This is a genomic window from Bradyrhizobium sp., assembly GCF_047605465.1.
In the GTDB taxonomy this organism is placed as follows: domain Bacteria; phylum Pseudomonadota; class Alphaproteobacteria; order Rhizobiales; family Xanthobacteraceae; genus Bradyrhizobium.
In genome coordinates, this window is record NZ_JASGFS010000042.1 from 16,524 (window position 1) to 37,763 (window position 21,240).

At 65.8% G+C, this 21,240-nt stretch carries 20 protein-coding genes; 8 read left to right on the plus strand and 12 right to left on the minus strand.

What is annotated here, in order from left to right; all coding sequences use genetic code 11:
* The first annotated feature begins 116 nt into the window (after positions 1-116).
* Positions 117-1,106, plus strand: coding sequence for an ABC transporter substrate-binding protein (locus QM712_RS25175; protein ID WP_415025851.1), 990 nt, complete (start codon positions 117-119; stop codon positions 1,104-1,106).
* A 126-nt stretch (positions 1,107-1,232) separates the two neighbouring features.
* Here the strand turns inward: QM712_RS25175 and QM712_RS25180 are convergent, their stop codons facing one another.
* Entirely contained in the window at positions 1,233-1,682 is a 450-nt protein-coding gene (locus QM712_RS25180) for a hypothetical protein (RefSeq protein ID WP_415025852.1), read from the minus strand.
* 366 nt (positions 1,683-2,048) lie between these two features.
* Here QM712_RS25180 and glgC point away from each other — a divergent pair, with 366 nt between their 5' ends.
* Genes glgC through QM712_RS25195 form a run of 3 tightly spaced genes read left to right on the plus strand, consistent with a single transcriptional unit; the run spans position 2,049 to position 5,063 of the window.
* Positions 2,049-3,311 (plus strand): glucose-1-phosphate adenylyltransferase, encoded by a 1,263-nt coding sequence (glgC, locus tag QM712_RS25185; RefSeq protein WP_415025853.1) that lies wholly within the window; start codon positions 2,049-2,051, stop codon positions 3,309-3,311.
* The gene (gene glgA / locus QM712_RS25190; protein ID WP_415025854.1) at positions 3,308-4,765 is read left to right on the plus strand and encodes a glycogen synthase GlgA; all 1,458 of its coding nucleotides are present in this window, start codon (positions 3,308-3,310) and stop codon (positions 4,763-4,765) included. The genes glgC and glgA overlap by 4 nt, the downstream gene beginning before the upstream one ends.
* A gap of 37 nt (positions 4,766-4,802) precedes the next feature.
* A complete protein-coding gene (locus QM712_RS25195; RefSeq protein ID WP_415025855.1) occupies positions 4,803-5,063 on the plus strand; it encodes a SemiSWEET transporter in 261 nt (86 codons plus the stop codon).
* A 215-nt stretch (positions 5,064-5,278) separates the two neighbouring features.
* Here the strand turns inward: QM712_RS25195 and QM712_RS25200 are convergent, their stop codons facing one another.
* Entirely contained in the window at positions 5,279-6,076 is a 798-nt protein-coding gene (locus tag QM712_RS25200) for a DODA-type extradiol aromatic ring-opening family dioxygenase (protein WP_415025856.1), read from the minus strand.
* Positions 6,077-6,217: 141 nt separating this feature from the next.
* Between QM712_RS25200 and QM712_RS25205 the strand changes: the two genes are divergently transcribed.
* The gene (locus tag QM712_RS25205; protein ID WP_415025857.1) at positions 6,218-6,415 is read left to right on the plus strand and encodes a hypothetical protein; all 198 of its coding nucleotides are present in this window, start codon (positions 6,218-6,220) and stop codon (positions 6,413-6,415) included.
* A gap of 22 nt (positions 6,416-6,437) precedes the next feature.
* Here the strand turns inward: QM712_RS25205 and QM712_RS25210 are convergent, their stop codons facing one another.
* Both QM712_RS25210 and QM712_RS25215 read right to left on the minus strand, forming a co-directional pair.
* Complete coding sequence (locus tag QM712_RS25210; RefSeq protein ID WP_415025858.1) at positions 6,438-7,898, minus strand: carboxylesterase/lipase family protein; 1,461 nt, start codon at positions 7,896-7,898, stop codon at positions 6,438-6,440.
* Positions 7,899-7,968: 70 nt separating this feature from the next.
* On the minus strand, positions 7,969-8,178 hold the full coding sequence (locus tag QM712_RS25215; RefSeq protein ID WP_415025859.1) for a hypothetical protein: 210 nt from the start codon (positions 8,176-8,178) through the stop codon (positions 7,969-7,971).
* 228 nt (positions 8,179-8,406) lie between these two features.
* Between QM712_RS25215 and QM712_RS25220 the strand changes: the two genes are divergently transcribed.
* From QM712_RS25220 to QM712_RS25230, 3 genes are all read left to right on the plus strand, one after another.
* The gene (locus QM712_RS25220) at positions 8,407-11,097 is read left to right on the plus strand and encodes a flavin-containing monooxygenase (protein WP_415025860.1); all 2,691 of its coding nucleotides are present in this window, start codon (positions 8,407-8,409) and stop codon (positions 11,095-11,097) included.
* Positions 11,098-11,222: 125 nt separating this feature from the next.
* Positions 11,223-11,498, plus strand: a complete 276-nt coding sequence (locus tag QM712_RS25225) for a hypothetical protein (RefSeq protein ID WP_415025861.1) — start codon at positions 11,223-11,225, stop codon at positions 11,496-11,498.
* A 100-nt stretch (positions 11,499-11,598) separates the two neighbouring features.
* On the plus strand, positions 11,599-11,904 hold the full coding sequence (locus QM712_RS25230; RefSeq protein WP_415025862.1) for a hypothetical protein: 306 nt from the start codon (positions 11,599-11,601) through the stop codon (positions 11,902-11,904).
* Between the two features lie 260 nt (positions 11,905-12,164).
* On the opposite strand, the gene QM712_RS25235 is transcribed toward QM712_RS25230, so the two are convergent.
* From QM712_RS25235 to QM712_RS25270, 8 genes are all read right to left on the minus strand, one after another.
* Positions 12,165-12,320, minus strand: coding sequence for a hypothetical protein (locus tag QM712_RS25235; RefSeq protein WP_415025863.1), 156 nt, complete (start codon positions 12,318-12,320; stop codon positions 12,165-12,167).
* A 108-nt stretch (positions 12,321-12,428) separates the two neighbouring features.
* Positions 12,429-12,971 carry a septal ring lytic transglycosylase RlpA family protein gene (locus QM712_RS25240; RefSeq protein ID WP_415025864.1) on the minus strand — a complete coding sequence of 181 codons (543 nt, stop codon included), beginning with the start codon at positions 12,969-12,971 and terminating at the stop codon, positions 12,429-12,431.
* A 152-nt stretch (positions 12,972-13,123) separates the two neighbouring features.
* Positions 13,124-13,291 (minus strand): hypothetical protein, encoded by a 168-nt coding sequence (locus QM712_RS25245; RefSeq protein WP_415025865.1) that lies wholly within the window; start codon positions 13,289-13,291, stop codon positions 13,124-13,126.
* A 33-nt stretch (positions 13,292-13,324) separates the two neighbouring features.
* The gene (locus QM712_RS25250; protein WP_415025866.1) at positions 13,325-14,575 is read right to left on the minus strand and encodes a DUF1501 domain-containing protein; all 1,251 of its coding nucleotides are present in this window, start codon (positions 14,573-14,575) and stop codon (positions 13,325-13,327) included.
* 2 nt (positions 14,576-14,577) lie between these two features.
* A complete protein-coding gene (locus tag QM712_RS25255; protein ID WP_415025867.1) occupies positions 14,578-16,059 on the minus strand; it encodes a DUF1800 domain-containing protein in 1,482 nt (493 codons plus the stop codon).
* A 182-nt stretch (positions 16,060-16,241) separates the two neighbouring features.
* Entirely contained in the window at positions 16,242-18,374 is a 2,133-nt protein-coding gene (locus tag QM712_RS25260) for a serine hydrolase (RefSeq protein ID WP_415025868.1), read from the minus strand.
* Positions 18,314-20,830, minus strand: coding sequence for a M56 family metallopeptidase (locus QM712_RS25265; RefSeq protein ID WP_415025869.1), 2,517 nt, complete (start codon positions 20,828-20,830; stop codon positions 18,314-18,316). Before QM712_RS25265 ends, QM712_RS25260 begins: the two co-directional genes overlap by 61 nt.
* Positions 20,827-21,219 carry a BlaI/MecI/CopY family transcriptional regulator gene (locus tag QM712_RS25270; RefSeq protein ID WP_415025870.1) on the minus strand — a complete coding sequence of 131 codons (393 nt, stop codon included), beginning with the start codon at positions 21,217-21,219 and terminating at the stop codon, positions 20,827-20,829. Before QM712_RS25270 ends, QM712_RS25265 begins: the two co-directional genes overlap by 4 nt.
* Between the last annotated feature and the right edge of the window lie 21 nt (positions 21,220-21,240).

Sequence of the window (21,240 nt, forward strand, 5' to 3'; positions counted from 1 at the left end):
GCGCGCAATTCGGTTGGCCATTTCATTGACTGCGTCTCGCGCGCTCATAGACTTCATTGTCCCGTTGCATCCTCCGCTCACGTGGCGTGAGCGCTTACGCTGGAGACGAGACACACATGAGCACCCACCCGGATCATCCCGGCGATCACTCCCTCGCACGCCGGCTCGCCGCATCGCTCCTTGCCGCGGCCATCACCCTGTCGACGGCCGCCGCCTCGTTCGCGGCCGACACGGTCGTGCTGCGTGTCGGCGACCAGAAGGGCGGCAACCGCTCGCTGCTCGAAATCTCCGGCTATGCTAAGGACCTGCCCTACAAGATCGAATGGGCCGAGTTTCCCGCCGCTGCGCCGATCCTCGAAGCACTCAACGCCGGCGCTCTCGACGTCGGCTATACCGGCGATCTCTCCTTCCTGTCGGTCTACGCCGCCGGCGCGCCGATCAAGGCGATCGGCGGCACGAAGTCGGACGCGAGGACCCAGGCGATCCTGGTGCGCCAGGATTCGTCGATCAAGTCGGCCGCCGACCTCAAGGGCAAGCGCATCGCCGGCACCCGCGCCGGCTGGGGACAATTCCTGATCGACGCGACGCTGGAGAAGGCGCAGATCAACTCCGCCGACGCGACCTTCGCGCCGCTCGGTCCCGTCGACGCCAAGGTCGCTCTGGTGGCGGGCTCGATCGACGCCTGGGCGGTGTGGGAGCCCTACGTCTCGTTCGCGACATTGAAGGACAAGGCCCGCGTGATCGCGGACGGCGAAGGCCTGACGCCGACCATCACCTTCATCGTGGCCTCCGACAGCGCCATCGCGACCAAGCGCGCCGCGGTGCAGGACCTGCTGCAACGCTTGAACAAGGCGCGGTTGTGGTCATTGGACCATCTCGGCGAATACGCCAGGAGCACGGCCGAGCTCACCAAGCTGCCCGAGGACGTGCTGCTGTCAGCCTATACAGCGCAGCGCACCAGCCCGATCGTCATCGACGAGAACGTCGTGAGAGAAGTGCAGGAGGCCTCCGACCGTTCCACGCGCTACGGCATCCTGCCGAAGAAGCTCGACGTCAACCAGGCCGTCGACCGCAGCTTCACGGCGGCGGCCGCAGGATCGAACTGAGCGGAGACGGCGAGATGCGCAGGCTTCGCCTCAAAGCCGGCCCGTTGCATCTCGCCGCGATCGTGCTCGCGCATCTCGCCTGCATGAGCGTGATCGTCTGGTTCTCGCTCTAGCGGGGCGAGGCGATCACCAATATCCGCCGTAATAGGGACGGTGATAGACCCGGTACGGCCGGTAGCCGTAGCCGTAGCCATAATAGCGGCGATACGGCCGATAATATCCGGGATAGGCGTAGCGGGGCCCGTAGCTGTAATAGGCCGGCGCATAGCCATAACCATAGCCCGGCCCCGGATATCCATAGCCGCCGTAGTAAGGTCCGCCGCCGTAATAGCCGTAGGGCGCGCTGCTGGCGATCGCGCCGCCGATGATCGCGCCGGCCGCGAGGCCGCCGATCCCCCATCCCAAGCCGCCGCCCCAGCCCCTGCCGTGCCATTGCACCGGGGTGACATCGTCGCCCGCCGCGGCCTTCATGGTCGCGACATGGGTGGGAAGCGGGGCCGCCGAGGCGTGCTCCCATGGGCCGGCCAGCGCTGCGCCGGCCAGCAAGCAGGCCATTGCCAATTTCCACTTGCTCATCGTCTTCCTCCTCTCTGATGTTTTCACCTGGAAAAGGATCGCTGGCGCATGATCGGGCATCCCTGTGCCGGGTCAAAGCCCGGATTTTGCGTGCGACGCACAAAGCGAACCTCGCATGGCTCGATTGCGGTCGGTGCAATGCCCGCGCGCCGTGCGCATGTGACAGCGGGGCGACAAAACCCGGGACCCTGCCGGCGCCCGCGCCGAGGCCACGGACCCCGGCAAAGCATTAAGCTTCCCGCGCGGTCGCAACCAACAACCTCCTTCCCGATTTACTATCCGTACCGTTACTATCGGTTCCAATGCTGCGCGGCCGAGAGGCGCCTTGCGAAGGCTCGGGCGCGCGCCAGAGTGTGGGAGGATGACATGAGTGCCGTCGGTAGTGAGCCGCTCGCCCGTCAGGCGTTGGCGTTCGTCCTGGCTGGCGGACGCGGCAGCCGGCTCCTTGAGCTGACCGACCGGCGGGCCAAGCCTGCGGTCTATTTCGGCGGCAAGTCCCGCATCATCGATTTCGCGCTGTCCAACGCGGTCAATTCCGGCATCCGCCGCATCGCGGTTGCCACCCAGTACAAGGCTCACAGCCTGATCAGGCATCTGCAGATGGGCTGGAACTTCTTCCGTCCCGAGCGCAACGAGAGCTTCGATATCCTGCCGGCCAGTCAGCGCGTCTCCGAGAACATGTGGTATGTCGGCACGGCGGATGCGGTCTACCAGAACATCGACATCATCGAATCCCACAACGCCCGCTTCATCGTGGTGCTAGCGGGCGACCACATCTACAAGATGGATTACGAGGTGATGCTGCGCCAGCATGTCGAGAGCGGCGCCGACGTCACGGTCGGCTGTCTCGAAATGCCGCGCGCGGAATCCTCGGGCTTCGGCATCATGCATATCGACGAGAACGGCTGGATCCAGTCGTTCCTGGAGAAGCCCGCCGATCCACCGCCGATGCCGGGCAAGCCGGACGTCTCGCTCGCCAGCATGGGCATCTACGTGTTCGACGCCAAGTTCCTCTACGACGAGCTCAAGCGCGACGCGGAAGATCCGAACTCGAACCACGATTTCGGCAAGGACATCATCCCCTACATCGTCAAGAACGGCCGCGCGATCGCACACCAGTTCTCGACCTCCTGCGTCCGCTCCGGCAGCGATCCCCGCTCCTACTGGCGCGACGTCGGCACGGTCGATGCCTATTGGGCCGCCAACATCGATCTCACCGACGTGGTGCCGGAGCTCGATCTGTTCGACCGTGCGTGGCCGATCTGGTCCTATGTCGAGATCACGCCGCCCGCCAAGTTCGTCCATGATGAAGAGAGCCGGCGTGGCCAGGCCGTGAGTTCGCTGGTGTCCGGCGGCTGCATCATCTCGGGCGCCTCGCTGCGTCGGTCGCTGCTATTCACCGGCGTCCGCATCAACTCCTACGCCAATGTCGAGAATGCCGTGATCATGCCCTATGTCTCGGTCGGTCGCGGCGCCCGGCTGAAGAACGTCGTGATCGACCGCGGCGTTGAAATTCCCGAGGGCCTCGTCGTCGGCGAGGATCCCGAATTCGACGCCCGGCACTTCCGAACCACCGAGCAGGGCATCACGCTCATCACCCAGCCGATGATCGACAGGCTCAATACATGACGCCTGTTCGCGTCCTCGCGGTCGCCTCGGAAGTCTACCCCATCGTGAAGACCGGCGGCCTGGCAGATGTCGCGGGCGCGCTGCCGATTGCGCTGAAGGCGCATGGCGTCGAGATGCGCACGCTGATGCCGGGCTATCCGGACGTGATGCGGCTCCTTGCGGGCGCGGAAGAAATCCGGCGCTGGCCGGATTATTTCGGCGGACCGGGCCGCCTGCTCGCGGGATCGCGCGACGGCCTCGACCTCTTCGTGCTCGACGTGCCGCATTTGTACGAACGGCCGGGCAACCCCTACGTCACCGCCGATGGCGTCGACTGGCCGGACAACGGCGTGCGCTTCGCCGCATTGTCCCGCGTGGCCGCCGATATCGGCCACGGCCTGGTCCCCGCCTTCGTGCCCGACATCGTGCACGCCCACGACTGGCAGGCGGGACTCGCGCCGGCCTACCTGCACTACGACGACCGGCCGCGGCCGGGCACCGTGATGACCATTCACAACATGGCCTATCAAGGCACGTTCCCGCGCGAGCTGATCGGCACGATCGGCCTGCCCTGGGGCGCGTTCAACGTCAACGGACTGGAATATTTCGGCGGCATCAGCTTCCTCAAGGCGGGCCTGCAGTTTTCCGATCGTATCACCACGGTGTCGCCGACCTACGCGCGCGAGATTCAGAGCGACGAAGGCGGCATGGGGCTCGGCGGTCTGCTGCGCGAGCGCGCGGACGTGCTGAGCGGCATCCTCAACGGCATCGACATCTCGGTCTGGAATCCGCAGACCGACCCGCACATCGCCTATCGCTTCGGCGCCGGCGATCTCGCATTCCGGGCCGCGAACAAGGCGGTGCTTCAGCAGCAATTCAACCTGGATTCCGCGGCGGACACGCCCCTGCTCGGCGTCATCAGCCGCCTGTCCTGGCAGAAGGGTCTCGATCTCTTGCTCGAGGCCATTCCGACCATCCTCGGCGAAGGCATGCAGCTCGCGCTGCTCGGCAGCGGCGAGCGCGATCTCCAGGATCGCTACCAGGCCGCGGCACGCGCGCACCCCGGACGGATCGGCGTCGTCATCGGCTATGACGAGATCCTGGCGCATCTGATCCAGGCCGGCTCGGATGCGCTCGTCGTGCCGTCGCGGTTCGAGCCGTGCGGCCTGACTCAGCTTTGCGCGCTGCGCTACGGCGCCGTGCCGATCGTGTCCCGCGTCGGCGGCCTTGCGGATACCATCGTCGACATCGGTGAGGCCGGCACGTCCGGCCACGACGCCACCGGCTTCCAGTTCGCACCCGTGACGGCCGATGCGCTGGCGGGCACCTTGCGCAAGGCCAACGTCACCTACCACGACAAGCTGACGTGGCGGCGGCTGCAGCTGAGCGGGCTTTCGACCGACGTGTCCTGGCGCAATCGCGCGGGCGATTATGCCGCGCTCTATCGCGGCATCGTCACGGGCCGCAACGCCTGAAGCATCGCGGCGTCGAATCCATGCTATAGCGCAAGGCATGGACCCCTTCGCAATCAAGCTGATCGGCTTTGCCGCCGCGACCTGCACCACGATTGCCTACGCGCCGCAATTCATCAAGGTGTGGAAGACCCGTTCGGCCGGCGACATCTCGCTCGGCATGTTCCTGGTCATGATGCTGGGCCTCGCCCTTTGGCTCGTCTACGGCGTGCTCTGCGGCGATGCCCCGCTGGTCGCCGCCAATGCCATCACCATGCTGCTTGCCGGCGGGATTCTGGTGATGAAGCTGAAATACGGGTGACACCCCTCACCTCGTTCGGCCCGCAGCCTGTCCGGCGAGGACGCCTCGATCCAGCGTCCGGCCACCAGGCGCCATGATCGAATTTTGCGGGTGTTTTGCCCGACGTGTCAAATGCCTCCGGGACCGTCTGCGGCATCGCGGCCGACCGGACAGTTCTACTGTGCATGGGGTTGTTTTCGGGATTTTGCGCCGGCCCGGTCTCCGGGCCGGCAAAGTCAGCCGCCGAACGCGTACGACGCCATCGCCACGTTCGCGACCTCGTCGACGAAAACACGATGGCCGACGTCGTTGCCGGCGGCACCGGCGGCCACCATCAGCGGCAGCAGGTGGTCTTCGCGCGGATGGGCAAGGCGCGCGCTCGGCGCGTTCTGCCAGTCGACCAGCATGGCATTGCGGCGCGCCGCATCCGGATGGCTGATGGCCTCGTTCAGATAGGCTTCGAAGTCGTAGGAGACCGGCTTGGATTCCGTCCGGCCGAAACCGCGCATGTTGTGGTAGGTGAGCCCGCTGCCGACGATCAGGATTCCCTCGTCCCGCAGCGAAGCGATCGCCGCACCGGCCCTGATGTGCTCGGCTGCGTCGTAACTCGACCTCAGCGACAGCAGCACGATCGGCATGTCCGCGTTCGGATACATCAAGCCGAGCGGCACGAAAGTGCCGTGGTCAAAACCCTGATTGGCATCTTCCCGGCAGTCGAGACCGGCACGCGCGAGCAGCGCCTTCACCTCTGCGGCAAGCGCGGGCATGCCCGGCGCCGGATATTTCAGGTGATAGGTGTGCTCGGGGAAGCCGTAATAGTCGTAGACCATCGGCGGATGCGGCGAGGTCGACACCGTGAACGCTTCGGCCTCCCAGTGCCCGGTGATCACGAGCACCGCCTTCGGCTGCGCCGGCAGACGTTGCGGCAGCCGCGCGAACGCTTCGGCGGTCCTGGCATATTGCACCCGCCTGTCCTCCATGAACGGCCAGGGACCGCCGCCATGCGACAGGAAGAGGGTCGGAAATCGCGTCATGAGCGAAAGGCTGATCTCGTTGCGACATGAGCGCGTACAGGAGCCGCGCGACGGCGGGGAGCATAGGCAAACCGGCATGGTTAGCAAGTCGTTAACGATTTGCCTTTCAAAATCCCCCGTGGGGCCGGAGGAATCGGCCAGATGACAACGGGTCGTGAGATGAAGAAGTTTGCGCTGGGGGATGTGGTCAACAGTGACAGGGGTCGCCGCGGGGTCGTCCGCGCCGCCTTCAGGTCGCGGGAAGGCCTGCAGTTCTACGCCGTCGAGAAGGACGGCGCGATGGACTATCTGGAAGAGGACCGCCTGACGCCCGCGCCCCGCGTCGAACTGGCGGCCTGAGACCGGCCAACTCCTTCGGACGTCAGCGCGCAAGCCGGTCGAGGCGATCCGACCAGGGATCGTCGCCGCTCGACATGCTCTCGTTCGTGATCAGCAGCAGGCGATCGCCGCCGGCCGCCGCATCCCATCGCGGCAGGTCTGGACCGTTGGGATCGCCGCTCTTCGCGAAGTTGGTCCAGTAGGCGCGCATGCGGCTTGCGACCTCGCGATCATGCCGCGAGAAGATGCCGGCACCCGGCAGGCCTTCCACGCCGAAGATGAACTGCAGCTCCCGCCCGTGGCCGGCGTCGGGATTTCCGCGCCGGGCCTCGGGGATGTAGGCAAAGCGGTAGCGAAAGGTCGGAGCGCCCGCCGCCGCGTGCAGACGCGCCAGCAATCGCGCCGGTTCGGAGAAGACCTTGTCGGTGTAGAACCTCGCGGCCAGTTCCGATGGCCTGGCGACGTCGGGATAGAGCTGTCGCAGGCCCTCGATCGTAGTCCCCGACGATGCAAGCTCCTCCTTGATGTCGAGCTCGCCGTCGAAGCGGGTCTCGTCATCGTTCGCGCCGATCATGAGGGGAATGCGGCTTTCGTGTCCCGCCGCGAAGCCCCCGGCGACGTCTTCCGTCACCAGACCTCCGTCCATCGCCGGAGTGAAGCTTCGCGAGGATCCTGCAAGCAGGCTTCTCTCGGCAACGAGCACGCGTGCAGGCGTGGTCGCGCGCGGATCGGCGTCCGGCCCAAGTGAAGCGATGAACCGTTTGCCCTGCGTCTCCGCCTCCTGCGCCGAGCGCAATCGCGCACGCGCGGGCACCGATTGCAGGATGGCTTTGTGAAACAGATCGCGCGATTGCGCGCACAACATCAGCAGCGCGATCGAGGTCGCTCCGGATCCGGTGCCGAACAGCGTGACGTTGCCGGGATCGCCGCCGAAGGCCGCGATGTTGTCGTGAACCCATCGCAGTGCCGCGATCTGGTCCATCAGGCCGTAATTGCCGGAGCCGCCCTCCGACAGTCCGGAATGTACCAGCCAGCCGAGTGCCCCGAGGCGGAAGTTCAGCGTCACCACGATGAGGCCGGCCTGCGCGAGTTTCGCGCCGTCGAACAGCGGATCGTTGACGGTGCCCGTGACGAAGCCGCCACCATGAATGAACACCATCACCGGCAGCGGGCCATCGACCCCGAAGGGGCGAAACACGTTGAGCGTGAGACAATCCTCGCTCGCGCCCGGCATCGAGGGCTGCAGGCAAGGCGCTCCGTAATCATAGGCGGTGCGCATGTCCGGGCTCGCGGACGTCGCCTGCGGCGGGCGCCAGCGCAACGGCCCTACCGGGGGCGCAGCGTAGGCAAGGCCCTTGAACGATGCGACCTCGCCTTCGACGGCGCCGAGCATCTGTCCCTCGCGCGTCAAGGCGAACGGAAACTGTCCGACCGGCTGGGCGTCGACGGGGCCGGCGCGGCATAGCAACGCGAAGGCCGCAACGAGCGCAAGCAAGGGCCGCATTCTGGATGTCTCGGCGCGGAAATGTCCCGGTCAGACTACGTCCGCGGCCGTCGGCGAAGCAAGCCTGGCGCTAATTGCCGTTGCCGGTGAGTTCGGCCAGCGCGCGGCGCGCGACGATACCGAGTTCACCGAGTGTGGAGCGGCCGGATTGCGCGGCTTCGATCAGGCGCTCGGCGATGAACCTGCGGCTGTCGTGATCGCCCCCGTGCGGCAGCTGGCGGCACGTCTCCTCCAGGACCACGTCCATGTTCGCTTTGGTTCGCTCGCTCAGCTCTGTCATGACGCCTGGTCGGTACGCACGCGCGGAACCTCAACATACACAGAAGGATCCCACCTGATTAGCCCGGAGAATCACTGGTGATTGTGCGTTGCGATGCGTGTATCGCCGCAACCTTCGCGCGGCCACGAAGACGCCGCAAACGACTACCGAAGATTGCACCTGTGCTGATGACAAGCCGGGCCTGTGGCGATAGCCTGCCGGCAAAACAAAACGCACGGGAGGAATGCCATGCCTGACGCACAGGTCGCAACACGTGCCTCTGAGACGACGAGCGGAAAAGCTCAACAGGTCGACGTTGCCGTCGTCGGTGCCGGATTTGCCGGCCTCTACCTTCTGCATCGCCTGCGCAAGGCCGGCTTTTCGACGGTCGCGCTCGAAGAGGCCGGCGATGTCGGCGGCACCTGGTACTGGAACCGTTATCCCGGCGCGCGCTGCGACATCCAGACGATCGACTATAGCTACACGTTCGACCCCGACCTGGATACGGACTGGACGTGGTCGGAGAAGTACGCGACCCAGCCCGAGATCCTGCGTTATCTCGGCTTCGTCGCCGACCGCTATGACCTCAGGCGCGACATTCGCTTCAAGACCAAGGTCACGGAAGCGAAATGGGACGATGCGTCCGAACGCTGGCAGCTCACCACCGACAACGGCGCGCCGGTGTCCTGCCGCTACTACATCATGGCGACCGGCTGTCTCTCCGCGCCGAAGCCGCCGGAGATCGACGGCATCGCGGATTTCAGGGGCGAGGTCTATTTCACCGGGCGCTGGCCGCATGACGGTGTCGATCTCGCCGGCAAGCGCGTCGCCGTCATCGGCACGGGCTCCTCGGGCATCCAGTCGATCCCTCTGATCGCCGAGCAGGCCGCGCATCTGACCGTCTTCCAGCGCACGCCGAATTTCGCGCTGCCTGCGCACAACGGTCCCTCACCGTCGGATCGCGCGGACCTGCTGCGCACCGACCGCGCGGCCTATCGCGAGCAGGCGCGGCAGTCGATGACCGGCGTTCCCTATCCGCAGCAGATGGCCGTGAGCTGGCAATTGAGCGAGGCCGAACGCCGTGCGCGGTTCGAGGACGCGTGGAGCAAGGGCGATCTCGTCTACATCCTCACGCAGCTCTGGGCTGATCAGGGCGTCGACGTCGATGGCAACAATCTCGTCTCCGAGCTGTTCCGGGAGAAAATCCGCGCCGCGGTCAAGGATCCTGAACTTGCCGCCGCGCTCACGCCGCACGATCATCCCTTCGGCGCCAAGCGTCCCTGCCTCGATACCAACTACTACGCGACCTACAACCGGCCGAACGTCACGCTGGTCAATCTGCGCCAGGAGCCGATCAAGGCGATTTCGGCACGCAGCATCGCCACGGACAAGCGCAGCGTGGACGTCGACGTGATCGTGTTCGCGACCGGCTTCGATGCGATGACCGGCGCGATCCGAGCGGTGCATCCGATCACCGGCCGCGGCGGCAAATCGCTCTCCGATGTCTGGGCGCAGGGGCCGCAGACCTATCTCGGGCTGACAGTCGAGGGCTTTCCGAACTTCTTCATGATCACCGGTCCCGGCAGCCCCTCGGTGCTGTCGAACATGGCGGTGTCGATCGAACAGCATGTCGATTGGGTGGTCGACCGGCTCGCGGCATTGCGCGATACGGGCTTCACCACGATGGAGGCCACCGCGACCGCACAGGCAGGCTGGGGGCGGCACATGGCCGATTGCGCGATGCTGACGCTGCATCGGCTCGCCAACACCTGGTACACGGGCGCCAACGTCCCCGGCAAGGTCCACGCGCTGATGCCCTACACCGGCGGTGTGGGTCCGTATCGCAGCATCTGCGACGAGGTCGTCGGCCGAGGCATGCTCGGCTTCAGGCTGACCGGCCCCGACGTCGCGGCGCAGTGCAATGACGGCGAGATCGTGCGCTTGCAACCGGACGTGCGCCTGGTGCTGAACCTGCTGGGGCAATTGAACCTGCCTCCGATCGAATCGATGGGCGCCATCGGCGCGCGCGCCTTCGTCGACGAGTTCAACAAGGGCCGCCCCGCGGGACGACCCATCGGCGACATCGTCGACGGCGTACTGCCCGGCACCGACGGTCCGCTGCCCTATCGGCTGTATCGGCCCTCAACGCCCGGGCCGCATCCCGTCGTGGTCTATTTCCATGGCGGCGGCTGGGTGCTCGGCGACGAACAGTCCGACGAACCGTTCTGCCGCGACATGGTGCGCAGGACCGGCATGATCTTCGTCAGCGTCGGCTATCGCCACGCGCCGGAGCATCGCTTCCCGACGGCGGCCGAGGACGGTTACGCGGCGACGCGCTGGATCGCCGACCACGCAGCCGAGCTTGGCGGCAAGCCGGGCCCGGTGCTGGTCGCGGGCTGGAGCGCCGGCGGCAACATCGCCGCGGTCACCTGCCAACTCGCGCGCGATCGCGGCGGCCCCGAGATCGCCGGCCAGCTCCTGGTATGCCCGGTCACCGACTGCACCTTCGACCGGCCATCCTACAACGACAATGCGGTCGGCTATTTCCTGACGCGGTCGCTGATGTACTGGTTCTGGGACCTCTACTGCTCGCCGGCCGACCGCACCGACCCGCGCGTCTCGCCGCTCCGCGGCAAGGTCGCGGGCCTGCCGCCGGCCTTCGTGGTCACCTGCGAGTTCGACCCGTTGCGTGACGAGGGCGTGGCCTATGCCGACGCGATGGCGGCCGCGGGCGTCCCGGTCGAACAGCTCGGCGCACACGGACACTTCCACTCGTCCTTCGCGATGGTCGACGTGGTCATCACCGGAGTGTCCGGCCGGGTGAAGATGGCCGAAGCCTTGCGGCGTTTCGCCGGGCTGCCGCCGGAGGTCCGGCGCAGCGGCGAGAACGACCGCGGTCATGACAGCCCGGGGCACAAGATCGCTGCGGCCGCGAGCTAGCGACGGATCGGCCGGGAACCTTTTCCGGTCCATCGCGTTGGTGTTGCGACTTCGAGATGCAGCCAGATGTATGAGCCCCGGCAAGCGAGTTGCGTGCTGGGGCTCTCTTTTGCGTGAGGCAGGATATGGGTGAAGCGTCGGTTACGGACTCAAAAGTCGACTTCGGCGCATTCGCCGTACTGCACAAATGGCCCTCGCTCGGAAACCGGCGCCGGCCGGACCGCGCGTCCTACCACCTGATCGAAGATACCCTCGATGCGTGCATCTCGGCTTTCATGGAGAAGCCGGAGGTCACCAGGCATCTCTATGAAATCCACACGGCGCCGCAGCCGCCATTGGTCACCGAAGTGCTGTCGGCCGAACACATCACCGAACTGGCGCGGCTCAGGGAATTTCTCTGAACGCAGGCAAGTGCGGCGCCTGAATAATGGACCGCGCGACGACAGGAACCTTCTTCCGGTCGTTTCCGTTGTCTGGGATCGCAAGCCAGGACGCCCCCCGATGCTTGACGCCAGCGTGCAATACTTCGCCGTGCCCTATGGCGCGGATCAGACGTTGTTCGTGGTGATCGATCGCCGCGACAAGGCGACTGAAATCCGCGTCGAGCGAAGCGACCTCGAAGCCACCATCAGGGAGCTGGTGAGCGGCTGCTTCCACGACCCCATCAAGGTGATCTCGTTCAACACGTTCGAGCACTGGATGGAGGACATCTCGACCGAGGTCGCCAGCGAGATCCGGGCGCGATGCGACATCGATGGCGTGACCTTGCCCGACCATCTCAGCGAGTTCGTCGAAAGCCATAGCTGAGCGCAGACCGTCGCGATCGGATTTCGCGAGCAACAAAAAAGCGCCGCTTCCGCGGCGCTTTTCGCGTGACACCTTAGTGGTGCCAGAACAATGCCAGCAGCAGGATCACCGGCAGCGGCACACCAAGCAACCAAAGCAAAGCACCTCTTCCAAAACCCATGATGTCCTCCTCCTCTTCGATCATTGTCATGACGCGGAAGACGAGAGGAAGTTCCCCGCTCCGGCGCGAGGGGGAATGCAATCAGTGCATGGTTTGGAAATCAGGCGCGATGGTATTTGCGGGCGATGACCTCGATCTCACGGCGGCGGTCGCCGGCGAAGGTCAGGAGTTTCTCGATGGTCGGCATATCCGTGAGCCGCTTGGCCAGCCGCTCGGCGCGTGCGGCCTGATCTTCGAGATACTGGATCGTGTTCAAGCCGCCGTCTCCCCAAGAGCCCCGTTTTGTCAGGGTACCCATGGTGGGCCAGAGCGGCTAACAGCCGGTTAAAGTTAAACCCGTGACGCCGATCCCGATCGGCGAGGTCTACTGAACGACGTCGAGCCTGACATTGGCGACGCCCTTGTCGACCATGCCAAGCGCCTCCGCCGCGGACGGCGAGATGTCGACGACCCGCCCGCGGACATAGGGTCCGCGATCGTTGACCCTGACGGTCACGAAGCGGCCGGAGGAGAGATCCGTCACGCGCAGCTTGGTGCCGAATGGCAGGGTGGGATGGGCCGCGGTCAGTTCGTTCTTGTCGAACTTCTCGCCGCTCGCGGTCTCCGTATCCGAGTAGAAGCTCGCAACGCCGTGCGAGGCTGTCCGCGTGGCGCTGTCGGCGGTGTCAGGCACACGCACCCGGCTGACCGGCCGCGGATGCAGGGCCGCCACGGACTGAACCCTGTGAGGCCGCTCGACCGCGGCCTGACGGCTGATGCCGAGATCGGCCTTCTGGCGACCGACGGGCGATTGCGCACAGGCGGCGAGCGATGCGGCGCCGACCACGGCGAGCAACAGCCGGACCGGCGGGCGGTGCGAGATTGCGAGGACTATCCGGGCACTTTCGGCACGTGCATTGCGAGACATGAGACGCCCCTCCGAATGCCCCTGAGTTTCGGTGGGCAACGGGGGCGGAATCTTGTCGGAAGAAAAGCGGCGGGAGGGCCGCTACCGTTTCGCGGCGCCTGTGGCGCTTTCACAACACCCATCTGTCCTGAATCGAGACAGAGCCGGGAAAATCAGCTGGAAACAGCGCGCCAGATGATGGTTCGCGGCATGTCAGGCCAGGTTTCCTCAACCTCGACACCGCCCTTCAACAGCCGCGCCAATTCGCGCCGATAGAGCCGCCGCCAGCCCGTCCTCAGGCTGAGGAGAAAATCGAGCTCCCGTTGCGTCAGTGTGCACATCATCGCCTCGATGCATTTGCGATGGCCGCGCCGTCAGCCGACGAGACCATCCATCGCCTTGACATCCGCGCTGCCGGGGAAGACCGCCTCGGCGAGGGCATTCTCCTCGACGCACAGATGATCCCTCAGCAAGCCCTTCAACACGGCGCGTAGATCCGTCGTCGGCTTGAGGTCGCGGTCCTCGAACAACTGCGCCGGCTTCAATCCCGGCCAATCCGCGATCACGCGACCACCGGCGAGTGCGCCGCCAACGAGGAAGGCGACCGTGCCGGTGCCGTGATCCGTGCCCTGCGTGCCGTTGATGCGCGCGGTGCGACCGAACTCGGTGACCACGGCCACGACCGTCTCGCGCCAGGCATCGCCCATGTTGCTTTCGATCGCGGCAAACGCGCCGTCGAGTGCGCCGAGCAGATTATAGAGCTGCCCCGACGCCGCGCCTTCGGCGATGTGCGTATCCCAGCCGACAAAGCCCATGGCGCCGACGCGAGGACCATCGGGCTTGGCGAGATAGCGCGCGGCGGTGCCGGCGGCTTCGGCGAAGTAAGCGCGCACCCGCGCGATGCCGGGCGCAACCAGCGTCGGATCGTCCGACATCGGATCACCGATACCGGCCGCGCCGCCGAGCGATGCCAGCTTCATGCGCGCCTGAAGCACCGTCGCGAGCTTTGCGTCGGTGTGCTGGTAGAGATCCAGCAGGCGGCTCTGCGTATCAGCACTCGCCGGCAGCAATTTCTGCGGCACCCAGGTCATCACCGGCGCCGACCCGCGCACCACCAGCGGCGTCACCGAACCGATGCCGAGCGCGCGGCTGCCGCGCGGATCGACACGCCCGCCCGATTCCAGCGCGAGCAGCGCACGATTGAGCCATCCCGAGCCGGTCGCGCCCGGTTTGGCGAAACCGCTCTCCAGCACGTCCTGACCGTCGAAATGCGAGCGCTCGCGATAGGGCGACGCGGCGGCGTGGACGATCGAGGCCTTGCCGCTCTTGTAGAGCCGATGCAGGTTCGGCATCGCCGGATTGAGCGCGAAGAAGGAATCGAGCGGCAGCGCGGGCGGCTTGCCGTCCAGCAGCAGCGCGCGGTCGCCGCGCAACGATACCCAGTCGGGATCGCCGACGGGCGCGACCGCGCCCAATCCATCGAGCGCACCGCGCAGAACGATGACCAGCAGACGCGGATCGCGCCCTTCGGCGCGCGCGAGCCGCGGCATCTGGCTCCATGCGAACAGCGCTCCGGAGCCGACGAGAAGCTCGCGCCGCGTCGGCAGGTGACTGACGAAGCTCATGCTCACCTCCTCTGAAAATCCGCCGACATGAACAACAGGGCCAACGCCTGCTGCCGGCTCTCGGCGCGGCCGACCGCCTGCTTCACCTCGGGCGCTATCTCGGATGCGAAGACGTCCTCAATGATGCCCTGCGGATCGGCCGTGCCCGCGATGCGTTCGGCAAAATTGTTGGCAACGTCGAGCCGCCGACCGACGCCGTCGATCCAGCTTGCTTCGTCGTCGGGATATCCTTTGGGCGCCGGCGGACGCCACAGCGCCTCGCCGAGCAGCTCCTGTCCTCCGGTGTAGCGTGCGGGGTCGACGACCGTGATCCCGGCTGCGCGCACCATCCCGACAACCCATTCGCCGGGGCGCTTGAGTTTCGAGGGCGGCCCACGCCACGCCTCGTCCGACGATACCATCGCAATCGCGACCGCCTTGAGATCGCCCTCGGTGTCGCGATAAGTCTTCGCCATCTGCTCGACGAGCACCGGTGAGGGCTCGTCCGCCACGAAATGGCGCGCGAGCTTGGTCGCGACGTGGGTCGCGGTTGCCGGATGCGCCGCGAGGTCGCGCAGCACGGCGCGCCCCTGTTCGACATCCTCCTGCTCGTAACGCCTGCCGAGCACGGTCTGAGCGCCGGGCTCGTGGAGCCGCGGGTTGAAGGTGAACTCGCCGCCATGCTGGGGATCGGCGCCCGGCGGCAGGAGTGTCCAGCCGGTCAGGACGTTGGCGAAGCTGATCACGTCGTCCTGGGTGTAGCCGGTGCGCACGCCGAGCGTATGCAGCTCCATGACCTCGCGCGCGAAGTTCTCGTTGAGTCCGCTGCTGCGATTGATGCCGGCGATCGAGTTCGCTCCCATCGAACCGAGATTGTCGAGATAGAACAGCATTGCCGGATGGCCCTCGACGGCCAGCAGGAGATCGACAAAACGGCCGAGCGTATGCGCGCGAACGGCTTCGCGCTCATAGGCGCCGGACATGCTCTGGATCCTGTTGGCCGAAACGCAGAAATGGTTCGACCAGAACCACACCAGCCGCTCGGCGAAACCGATATCGGCGGCGAGCGCCGCCTCGGTGCGCAGCTTGGCCTCCTGCAGATAGATGGGACGACCGGGATCGGGAACGGCATCGGCCGCCTGCTTCGCGGCCATCTCGACAACATCCTTGTCTTGCCCCTGTGCTGGTGCCTGCGTTTGCGCTTGAGGCTGATTGTTCTGGTCGCCCGTGGCGGCTGCCGATGAAGCAGCGATCTGCAGCTTCTTTGCCTGCTGCTGCGCCTGTTTCGCGCGCGCCGTTCGGCGTGCATTGGCATCGGCGACGGTGCGATAGGCTTTCGCGCTCGAGGGCAGGTCGGCAGCGGCGGTCAGGATCAGTGACCGGTCGAGTTCGGCGATCAACGCACCGCGCGGGTCGGCCCCCACCGCCGCAATTGAGCCCGGTCGCGGCCCCATTCCGAACCGATTGAGGGCCAGCACAGCTTCGGCCTTTGCGGAATTGCTCATGGCGGATGCCCGATCCCTTCGAGCCCATCGCACGCAGCAGAATGGGCCATGTCCGGTACGAACCGTAATGCTACAATTCGTAGCACTTAAAACCAATCCGGACAAGCGCGGATTGGGGGACAGCCGCGGCGCGCCGGACTTCCCGCTTCAGCGCACCGCACACCGCGGCGGCGGCGCCTTCGCTATTCGGGCACTGGTGTGATCAGCGCGGCCCTGAGCTCCGAAGGTCCCGAATTCAGGACAAGTCCGGAGACCTTACCTTCGGCGTCCCTGACGAAAGCGATGCGGCTGCGATCGCCGTCATCCGCGACGAATTCGTCGCGGGATAGCGCGAGAAACGGCGTCATCCTGCCCTTTTCGAATTCGAGCAACGGCCAGATGCCAGTCGCTTCCGCGACCAGCTTGCCTTGCGCGACATGAAGACTGAGGTGAACCGCGTTGGCGTGCCGAGCCGACCTCACGACCCCGAGTTCAAGTGCATCGTCCTGCCCCTTGCGAACGATCTTCATCCTGAGGGTCGTACCGACAAAGCCTTGTATTCTGGCCAGGACGTCGGCGAGCGGGAGGCCCTCGAGGGGAACGTCATCAAGTTCGGTGATGAGATCGCCCGCGGTCAAACCGGCCTTGATTGCAGGGCTCCCTGGGGCCGGCCTGTCGATCCTGAGGCCACCCTGCTCCATGGCGACGTATGTTTCGATACCAACCCATCCATTCCTGCCGTCGGCCAGCCCTTGCCTGTCGTGCGCGCTCACCGTGAAGCCGAAGTCATAGGTCCCGACATAATCGGCAAGCGCTTCGGGGCGCAGGCTCACCGGAGCGACTGGCGGCGCGGAAGGGAGCGGTTCGGCGACCGCCAACGCGCCATAAACGAGATGATTGATCCCCGGGGGAATCAGCGCCAGACGCGCTTTGCTTCCGGGCGTCGCCTGGATCATCTGCAGCCCGATCAATTGCTGCGCCGGATCGATCCAGAAATAAGTGCCCCAAAGTCCGGCCCAGGAGAAGCTTCCAGGCGCGCCCGGTACCCAGCTGTGAACCGGATCGATGCGGATTGCGAAGCCGAGGCCAAAGGTTGTCCCGGCACGCACGCCGACCTCGTCACCTCCAAAGATTCGCGTATCCGGCGGCAGCGCGTTCGTCCTCATGTCCTTCACGGCTTGCGGGCTGAGCACGCGGACCCCATCGAGTTCGCCGCCGTTCAGAAGCATCTGGCAAAACCGGAGATAGTCGGGCGCGGTCGAAACCAGTCCGCCACCGCCGGCAAACAGCTTCGGCGGTGTCGTGACATCCCAAATCGGCGGCCGTTCCGGCATGGGAGCGTCGACGAGACGATCGCGTTTCGCTTCCGGCACATAAAAGCCGGTGTCGACCATGTGCAGCGGCGTAAAAATCCGGTTCTGCAGGAACTGGTCGAAAGGTTGGCCCGACACCACTTCGACGACGCGGCCGAGAACATCGGCACTCCAGCCATATTCGTGGGCCTCACCGGGCTCATGCGCGAGCGGCAGACCGGCGAGACTGGCGACGAAATCGGCCAGCGTCCTGTCGCGGCGGTACACGGCCCTCAGACCATAGAGACCGTGGATGGCTCGAACGCCGACCGCGGTGGCTGTGTCCGCAACGCTCTGCTCCGGGTAGGCGAAGTCCATCTCCGGATAGATCAGGCCGGACGTATGCCGGAGCAGATCGCGGACCGTCATCGCGCGCTTTGGCGGCGTCGGCCAGCCGAGCCCGTAGTCCGTTTTGCCCGTGACGGGATCGGTGGTCTGCAACGCGACACGCATGTTCGCAAGTTCGGGCAGATACTGCGAGACGGGAGCGTCGAGATCGAGCTTGCCGTCATCGACGAGAATCATGGCGGCAACGCTGGTCACCGGCTTGGACATCGAGGCGATCCAGAAGATCGAATCGGTCTTCATCGGAATGGTCTTGGCGCGGTCCTGATATCCGATGGCCTGCAGATAGGCGAGCTTGCCGCCCTTCGCGATGGCGACGACGGCACCGGGGGTGAGGCCCGCCGATGGCGGGAAAGCATCGAAGCGCGCCCGATACCATGGCGCGATCCGCGCCAGACGCGCGGCCGAGAAGCCTGCGCTTCCCGCATCGACGGGCGTCGCAAGCTCATCGGCCGGCGCCGGCCCCGACAAGCAGAGCACGACTGGAAGTGCCCACATCGATGCGACGAGTCTCATCCCGGCGTCTCCGCAGAAACCACGGTCCAACCGAACAGGCATTCCAGCGACGAAGGGAATCGCTAGTAATTCGGCCCGAGCGCGATCTTCGTGATCGTGTCGTTCCGCACACCGATGCGCCACTCCGCCGAACCGTTGGCGAATTGAGCGACATAGATGTCGCTGTCGAGCGCGGTGACACCGCGGAACGAAACCGCACGCAATGCACCGAGCCGCGCCAGGATGGCCTGGTCGAAGGGAAGCTGCTGACGCGTGATGTTGGCCACTTCCGATGTCATGTGCTCGTAATCCGGCTGTCCCTTGCCGACGCCTTCGATGTAGCGGCGCAGCATGTCCTCGCCATTGGCGATCGGAACGGCGCGACGTGCGGCGTGTCCGGGCCGTGCGCCCAGGTTCGTCGCCTCGACGTTGTGAAAGCGCGTCTGCCGGCCCGGCAGCAGGATCTCCATGCATCGACCCGACTTGTCGGCGATCATCCACGGATTGGTCACGGTGGTCAGGCCGGCCCAGGACGCGTTAGGTCTGACGACACTCTCGGTCCTTCGGTTACCGTCGGCGTCGAGATTGAAGATCTGGATGTCGTCGGCCATCTCGTTATAGACCATGATCCGGATCGGCGACGTGCCGGCGCGACCGCGCACGCTTGCCTCCTCCGAGCAAGGCACGATGCCGCCGAGTTCGTCATTGCCATCGGGCCGGAAGATCACGTCGCCGGCCTTGCCGTCGGCCTCGAGCAGCAGGCGGAATTCCGCCGATCCGTTCTCGAACTTCGCGCCGTAGATGTCGTAGCCGCCGGGGCCGACGCCGCGGAAGAAGATCGACTCCACCCCGCCGAGCGCGAGGAAGGTCGCGTGCAGTTCGTCCAGCTGGCGATGGACCTTGGCGGCGAGCGGCGCGCTCATGCGATCGTAGTTCGGCGTGCCGCGGCGCAGATCCTCGATGCCGCGCAGGATCGCTTCCTTGCCGCCGGCGACCGGGACCTGCTCCCTGAAGCGATCCGGGACTTCGGCGATCCGGCGCGCGAAGTCCGCCTCGATCGCCTTCGCCGCCGCTGCGTCGATCCGGGGCGCGATGCGGGCACCGGCGACCGCGTTCTGAAGCAGGACGCGCGTCACCTTCGCCTGCTCGTCGCGCAGGAAGATGAGGAGATTTTCGCCGCGAATGGAGAACGCGTCAGCGCCTTCGGCAAGCAGCGTCGCGCGGCCCAGCACGGATTCCTGTGCCTGAAGCCCGTCGCCGTCACGACGCACCGTCAGCACGCGATCCGGCGCAACCTTGTACCAGCCGGCATATTGATCGAGCGATGCCGGATCGGCGGCGACCGCCGGCATCTCGACGAGGCGAACCGCACGCACCTCGCGGCCGTTCATGCGCAACTTCAGTTCGGAGGACCGGCGCTCAGCCTCGACCGGGAACGTGATCTCGCCGGACGAGGCCGCGTAGGAGGCAATTCCGTCGTTGCCGACCGTCAGGCGCAGCCTGCGCTGCCCGGTGAGCTGCCCATAGAGAACGTCGCCCTCACGGAAGATCGCGAACACGGAAGCCGGCCCCATCGCGTAGAAGTTGACGAAGGGCCGATAATGCTGGGCCGGCGCCTCGCCGAGATCCACGGCGGCGGTGGCGGGCATGGAATCCGGCGCACGGTAGGCAATCATGCCCGCGGACACGACGACGGCCGGTACGATCGCCGTTATGATCCATAGCCGCTTGCGCCGGCTCATCGCCGCAGGCATGGCGGCGGCAGCGATGATGCGCTCGACGCGGGCCCGCACGGTCGAGGCTCGCGCCATCGCAAGCTCCACCGGGCGCGGCTTCACGCCGGTCGCGACCTCGAGCAGGATTTCGGCATAGGACAGCCGGTCGTCGATCACCTCGATCGCTTGAGCGTCGCTGATGATCTCGGCAAGCTCGGCCAGACGCGTGAGCTGCCACCACGAGAACGGGCTGAACCAGAACAACGCACGATTGAGCGACGCCAGCAGCAGGACGTAGAAGTCGCGGTTGGCCACATGCGCACCTTCGTGCGCGAGAACCGCGAGGCGCTTCTTCGCATCCCAGCCGATAAATTGCGGCGGTACCAGAATGGTCGATCCGAAGGTGACGGGACCGCCGACATCGCGGCTGACGCGCACGTCGGCGCCGACGAACTGCGTGCCCCTCATCGGCTGCGCCGCGCGCACCAGGCGCCAGGTCAGGCCGAGGCCGACCGCCAGACGCAGCAGCAGGAAGCCGGCAACGACGGCATAAGCGATCGTCGCGACCAGCCACCAATCGATCGCCACACCGCTTCGAGCCGGCGGTGTCGCGACCGCGCCGGGCGAGATCGGCTGCGGCGCTTCAAGGATCGAAAGGTCGGCCGGCCAGAGATCGTCCGCCATCGGTACGGACAAGGGCAGCCTGTCGATCGTCAGCGTCGGCCAGTGCATCACGACAGGCATCGCCAGAGATGCCAGCAGCACGACGACCCACGCCGTCATGTGGACGTGCGGGTTGCGCACGCGAAACAGGATGAGACCGAACCAAACGACGCCGCCCAGCACAAAGGAGCGTAGCGCCGCCTCCGCCAGAGTTGCGATCATTCTTTCTTCACTCCCCTCGCCTTCTTCGCCTTGGCCACCTGATCGGCCAGCGTGCGCAATTGCTGCTGGTCGAGCATCGCATTGTCCACCATGCCGACGAGAACTTCTTCGATCGAGCCGTTGCAGAACCAGTCGACGATACGTTGCACGGCCTTGGCCGCGACCCGCGCTCGTTCTTCGGCCGCATGGTAGACATAGGTGCGTCCGTCCACGGTGTGGCGAGCATAGCCCTTTTCCTCGAGCCGGCGCAGCACCGTGCGAACCGTGGATTCCTTCAGACGCCGCGACAGCCGTTCACGCACGACCTCGGCCGTCACCGGACCGTGAGCCCAAACCAATTGCATGACCTCGCGCTCGAGGTCGCCCAGTTCGGGCAAACGATCGTCCATGGCATCTAACCTTGCGGATTG

What these genes read in the sequence shown, in the direction of transcription:
- glgC (WP_415025853.1), top strand. Translation starts at nt 2,049, where the DNA reads ATGAGTGCCGTCGGTAGTGAGCCGCTCGCCCGTCAGGCGTTGGCGTTC.
- QM712_RS25245 (WP_415025865.1), bottom strand. Translation starts at nt 13,291, where the DNA reads ATGTGCACACTGACGCAACGGGAGCTCGATTTTCTCCTCAGCCTGAGG.
- QM712_RS25205 (WP_415025857.1), top strand. Translation starts at nt 6,218, where the DNA reads ATGACAACGGGTCGTGAGATGAAGAAGTTTGCGCTGGGGGATGTGGTC.
- QM712_RS25225 (WP_415025861.1), top strand. Translation starts at nt 11,223, where the DNA reads ATGGGTGAAGCGTCGGTTACGGACTCAAAAGTCGACTTCGGCGCATTC.
- QM712_RS25220 (WP_415025860.1), top strand. Translation starts at nt 8,407, where the DNA reads ATGCCTGACGCACAGGTCGCAACACGTGCCTCTGAGACGACGAGCGGA.
- QM712_RS25215 (WP_415025859.1), bottom strand. Translation starts at nt 8,178, where the DNA reads ATGACAGAGCTGAGCGAGCGAACCAAAGCGAACATGGACGTGGTCCTG.
- QM712_RS25270 (WP_415025870.1), bottom strand. Translation starts at nt 21,219, where the DNA reads ATGGACGATCGTTTGCCCGAACTGGGCGACCTCGAGCGCGAGGTCATG.
- QM712_RS25200 (WP_415025856.1), bottom strand. Translation starts at nt 6,076, where the DNA reads ATGACGCGATTTCCGACCCTCTTCCTGTCGCATGGCGGCGGTCCCTGG.
- QM712_RS25175 (WP_415025851.1), top strand. Translation starts at nt 117, where the DNA reads ATGAGCACCCACCCGGATCATCCCGGCGATCACTCCCTCGCACGCCGG.
- QM712_RS25230 (WP_415025862.1), top strand. Translation starts at nt 11,599, where the DNA reads ATGCTTGACGCCAGCGTGCAATACTTCGCCGTGCCCTATGGCGCGGAT.
- QM712_RS25210 (WP_415025858.1), bottom strand. Translation starts at nt 7,898, where the DNA reads ATGCGGCCCTTGCTTGCGCTCGTTGCGGCCTTCGCGTTGCTATGCCGC.
- QM712_RS25195 (WP_415025855.1), top strand. Translation starts at nt 4,803, where the DNA reads ATGGACCCCTTCGCAATCAAGCTGATCGGCTTTGCCGCCGCGACCTGC.
- QM712_RS25265 (WP_415025869.1), bottom strand. Translation starts at nt 20,830, where the DNA reads ATGATCGCAACTCTGGCGGAGGCGGCGCTACGCTCCTTTGTGCTGGGC.
- QM712_RS25250 (WP_415025866.1), bottom strand. Translation starts at nt 14,575, where the DNA reads ATGAGCTTCGTCAGTCACCTGCCGACGCGGCGCGAGCTTCTCGTCGGC.
- glgA (WP_415025854.1), top strand. Translation starts at nt 3,308, where the DNA reads ATGACGCCTGTTCGCGTCCTCGCGGTCGCCTCGGAAGTCTACCCCATC.
- QM712_RS25180 (WP_415025852.1), bottom strand. Translation starts at nt 1,682, where the DNA reads ATGAGCAAGTGGAAATTGGCAATGGCCTGCTTGCTGGCCGGCGCAGCG.
- QM712_RS25255 (WP_415025867.1), bottom strand. Translation starts at nt 16,059, where the DNA reads ATGAGCAATTCCGCAAAGGCCGAAGCTGTGCTGGCCCTCAATCGGTTC.
- QM712_RS25240 (WP_415025864.1), bottom strand. Translation starts at nt 12,971, where the DNA reads ATGTCTCGCAATGCACGTGCCGAAAGTGCCCGGATAGTCCTCGCAATC.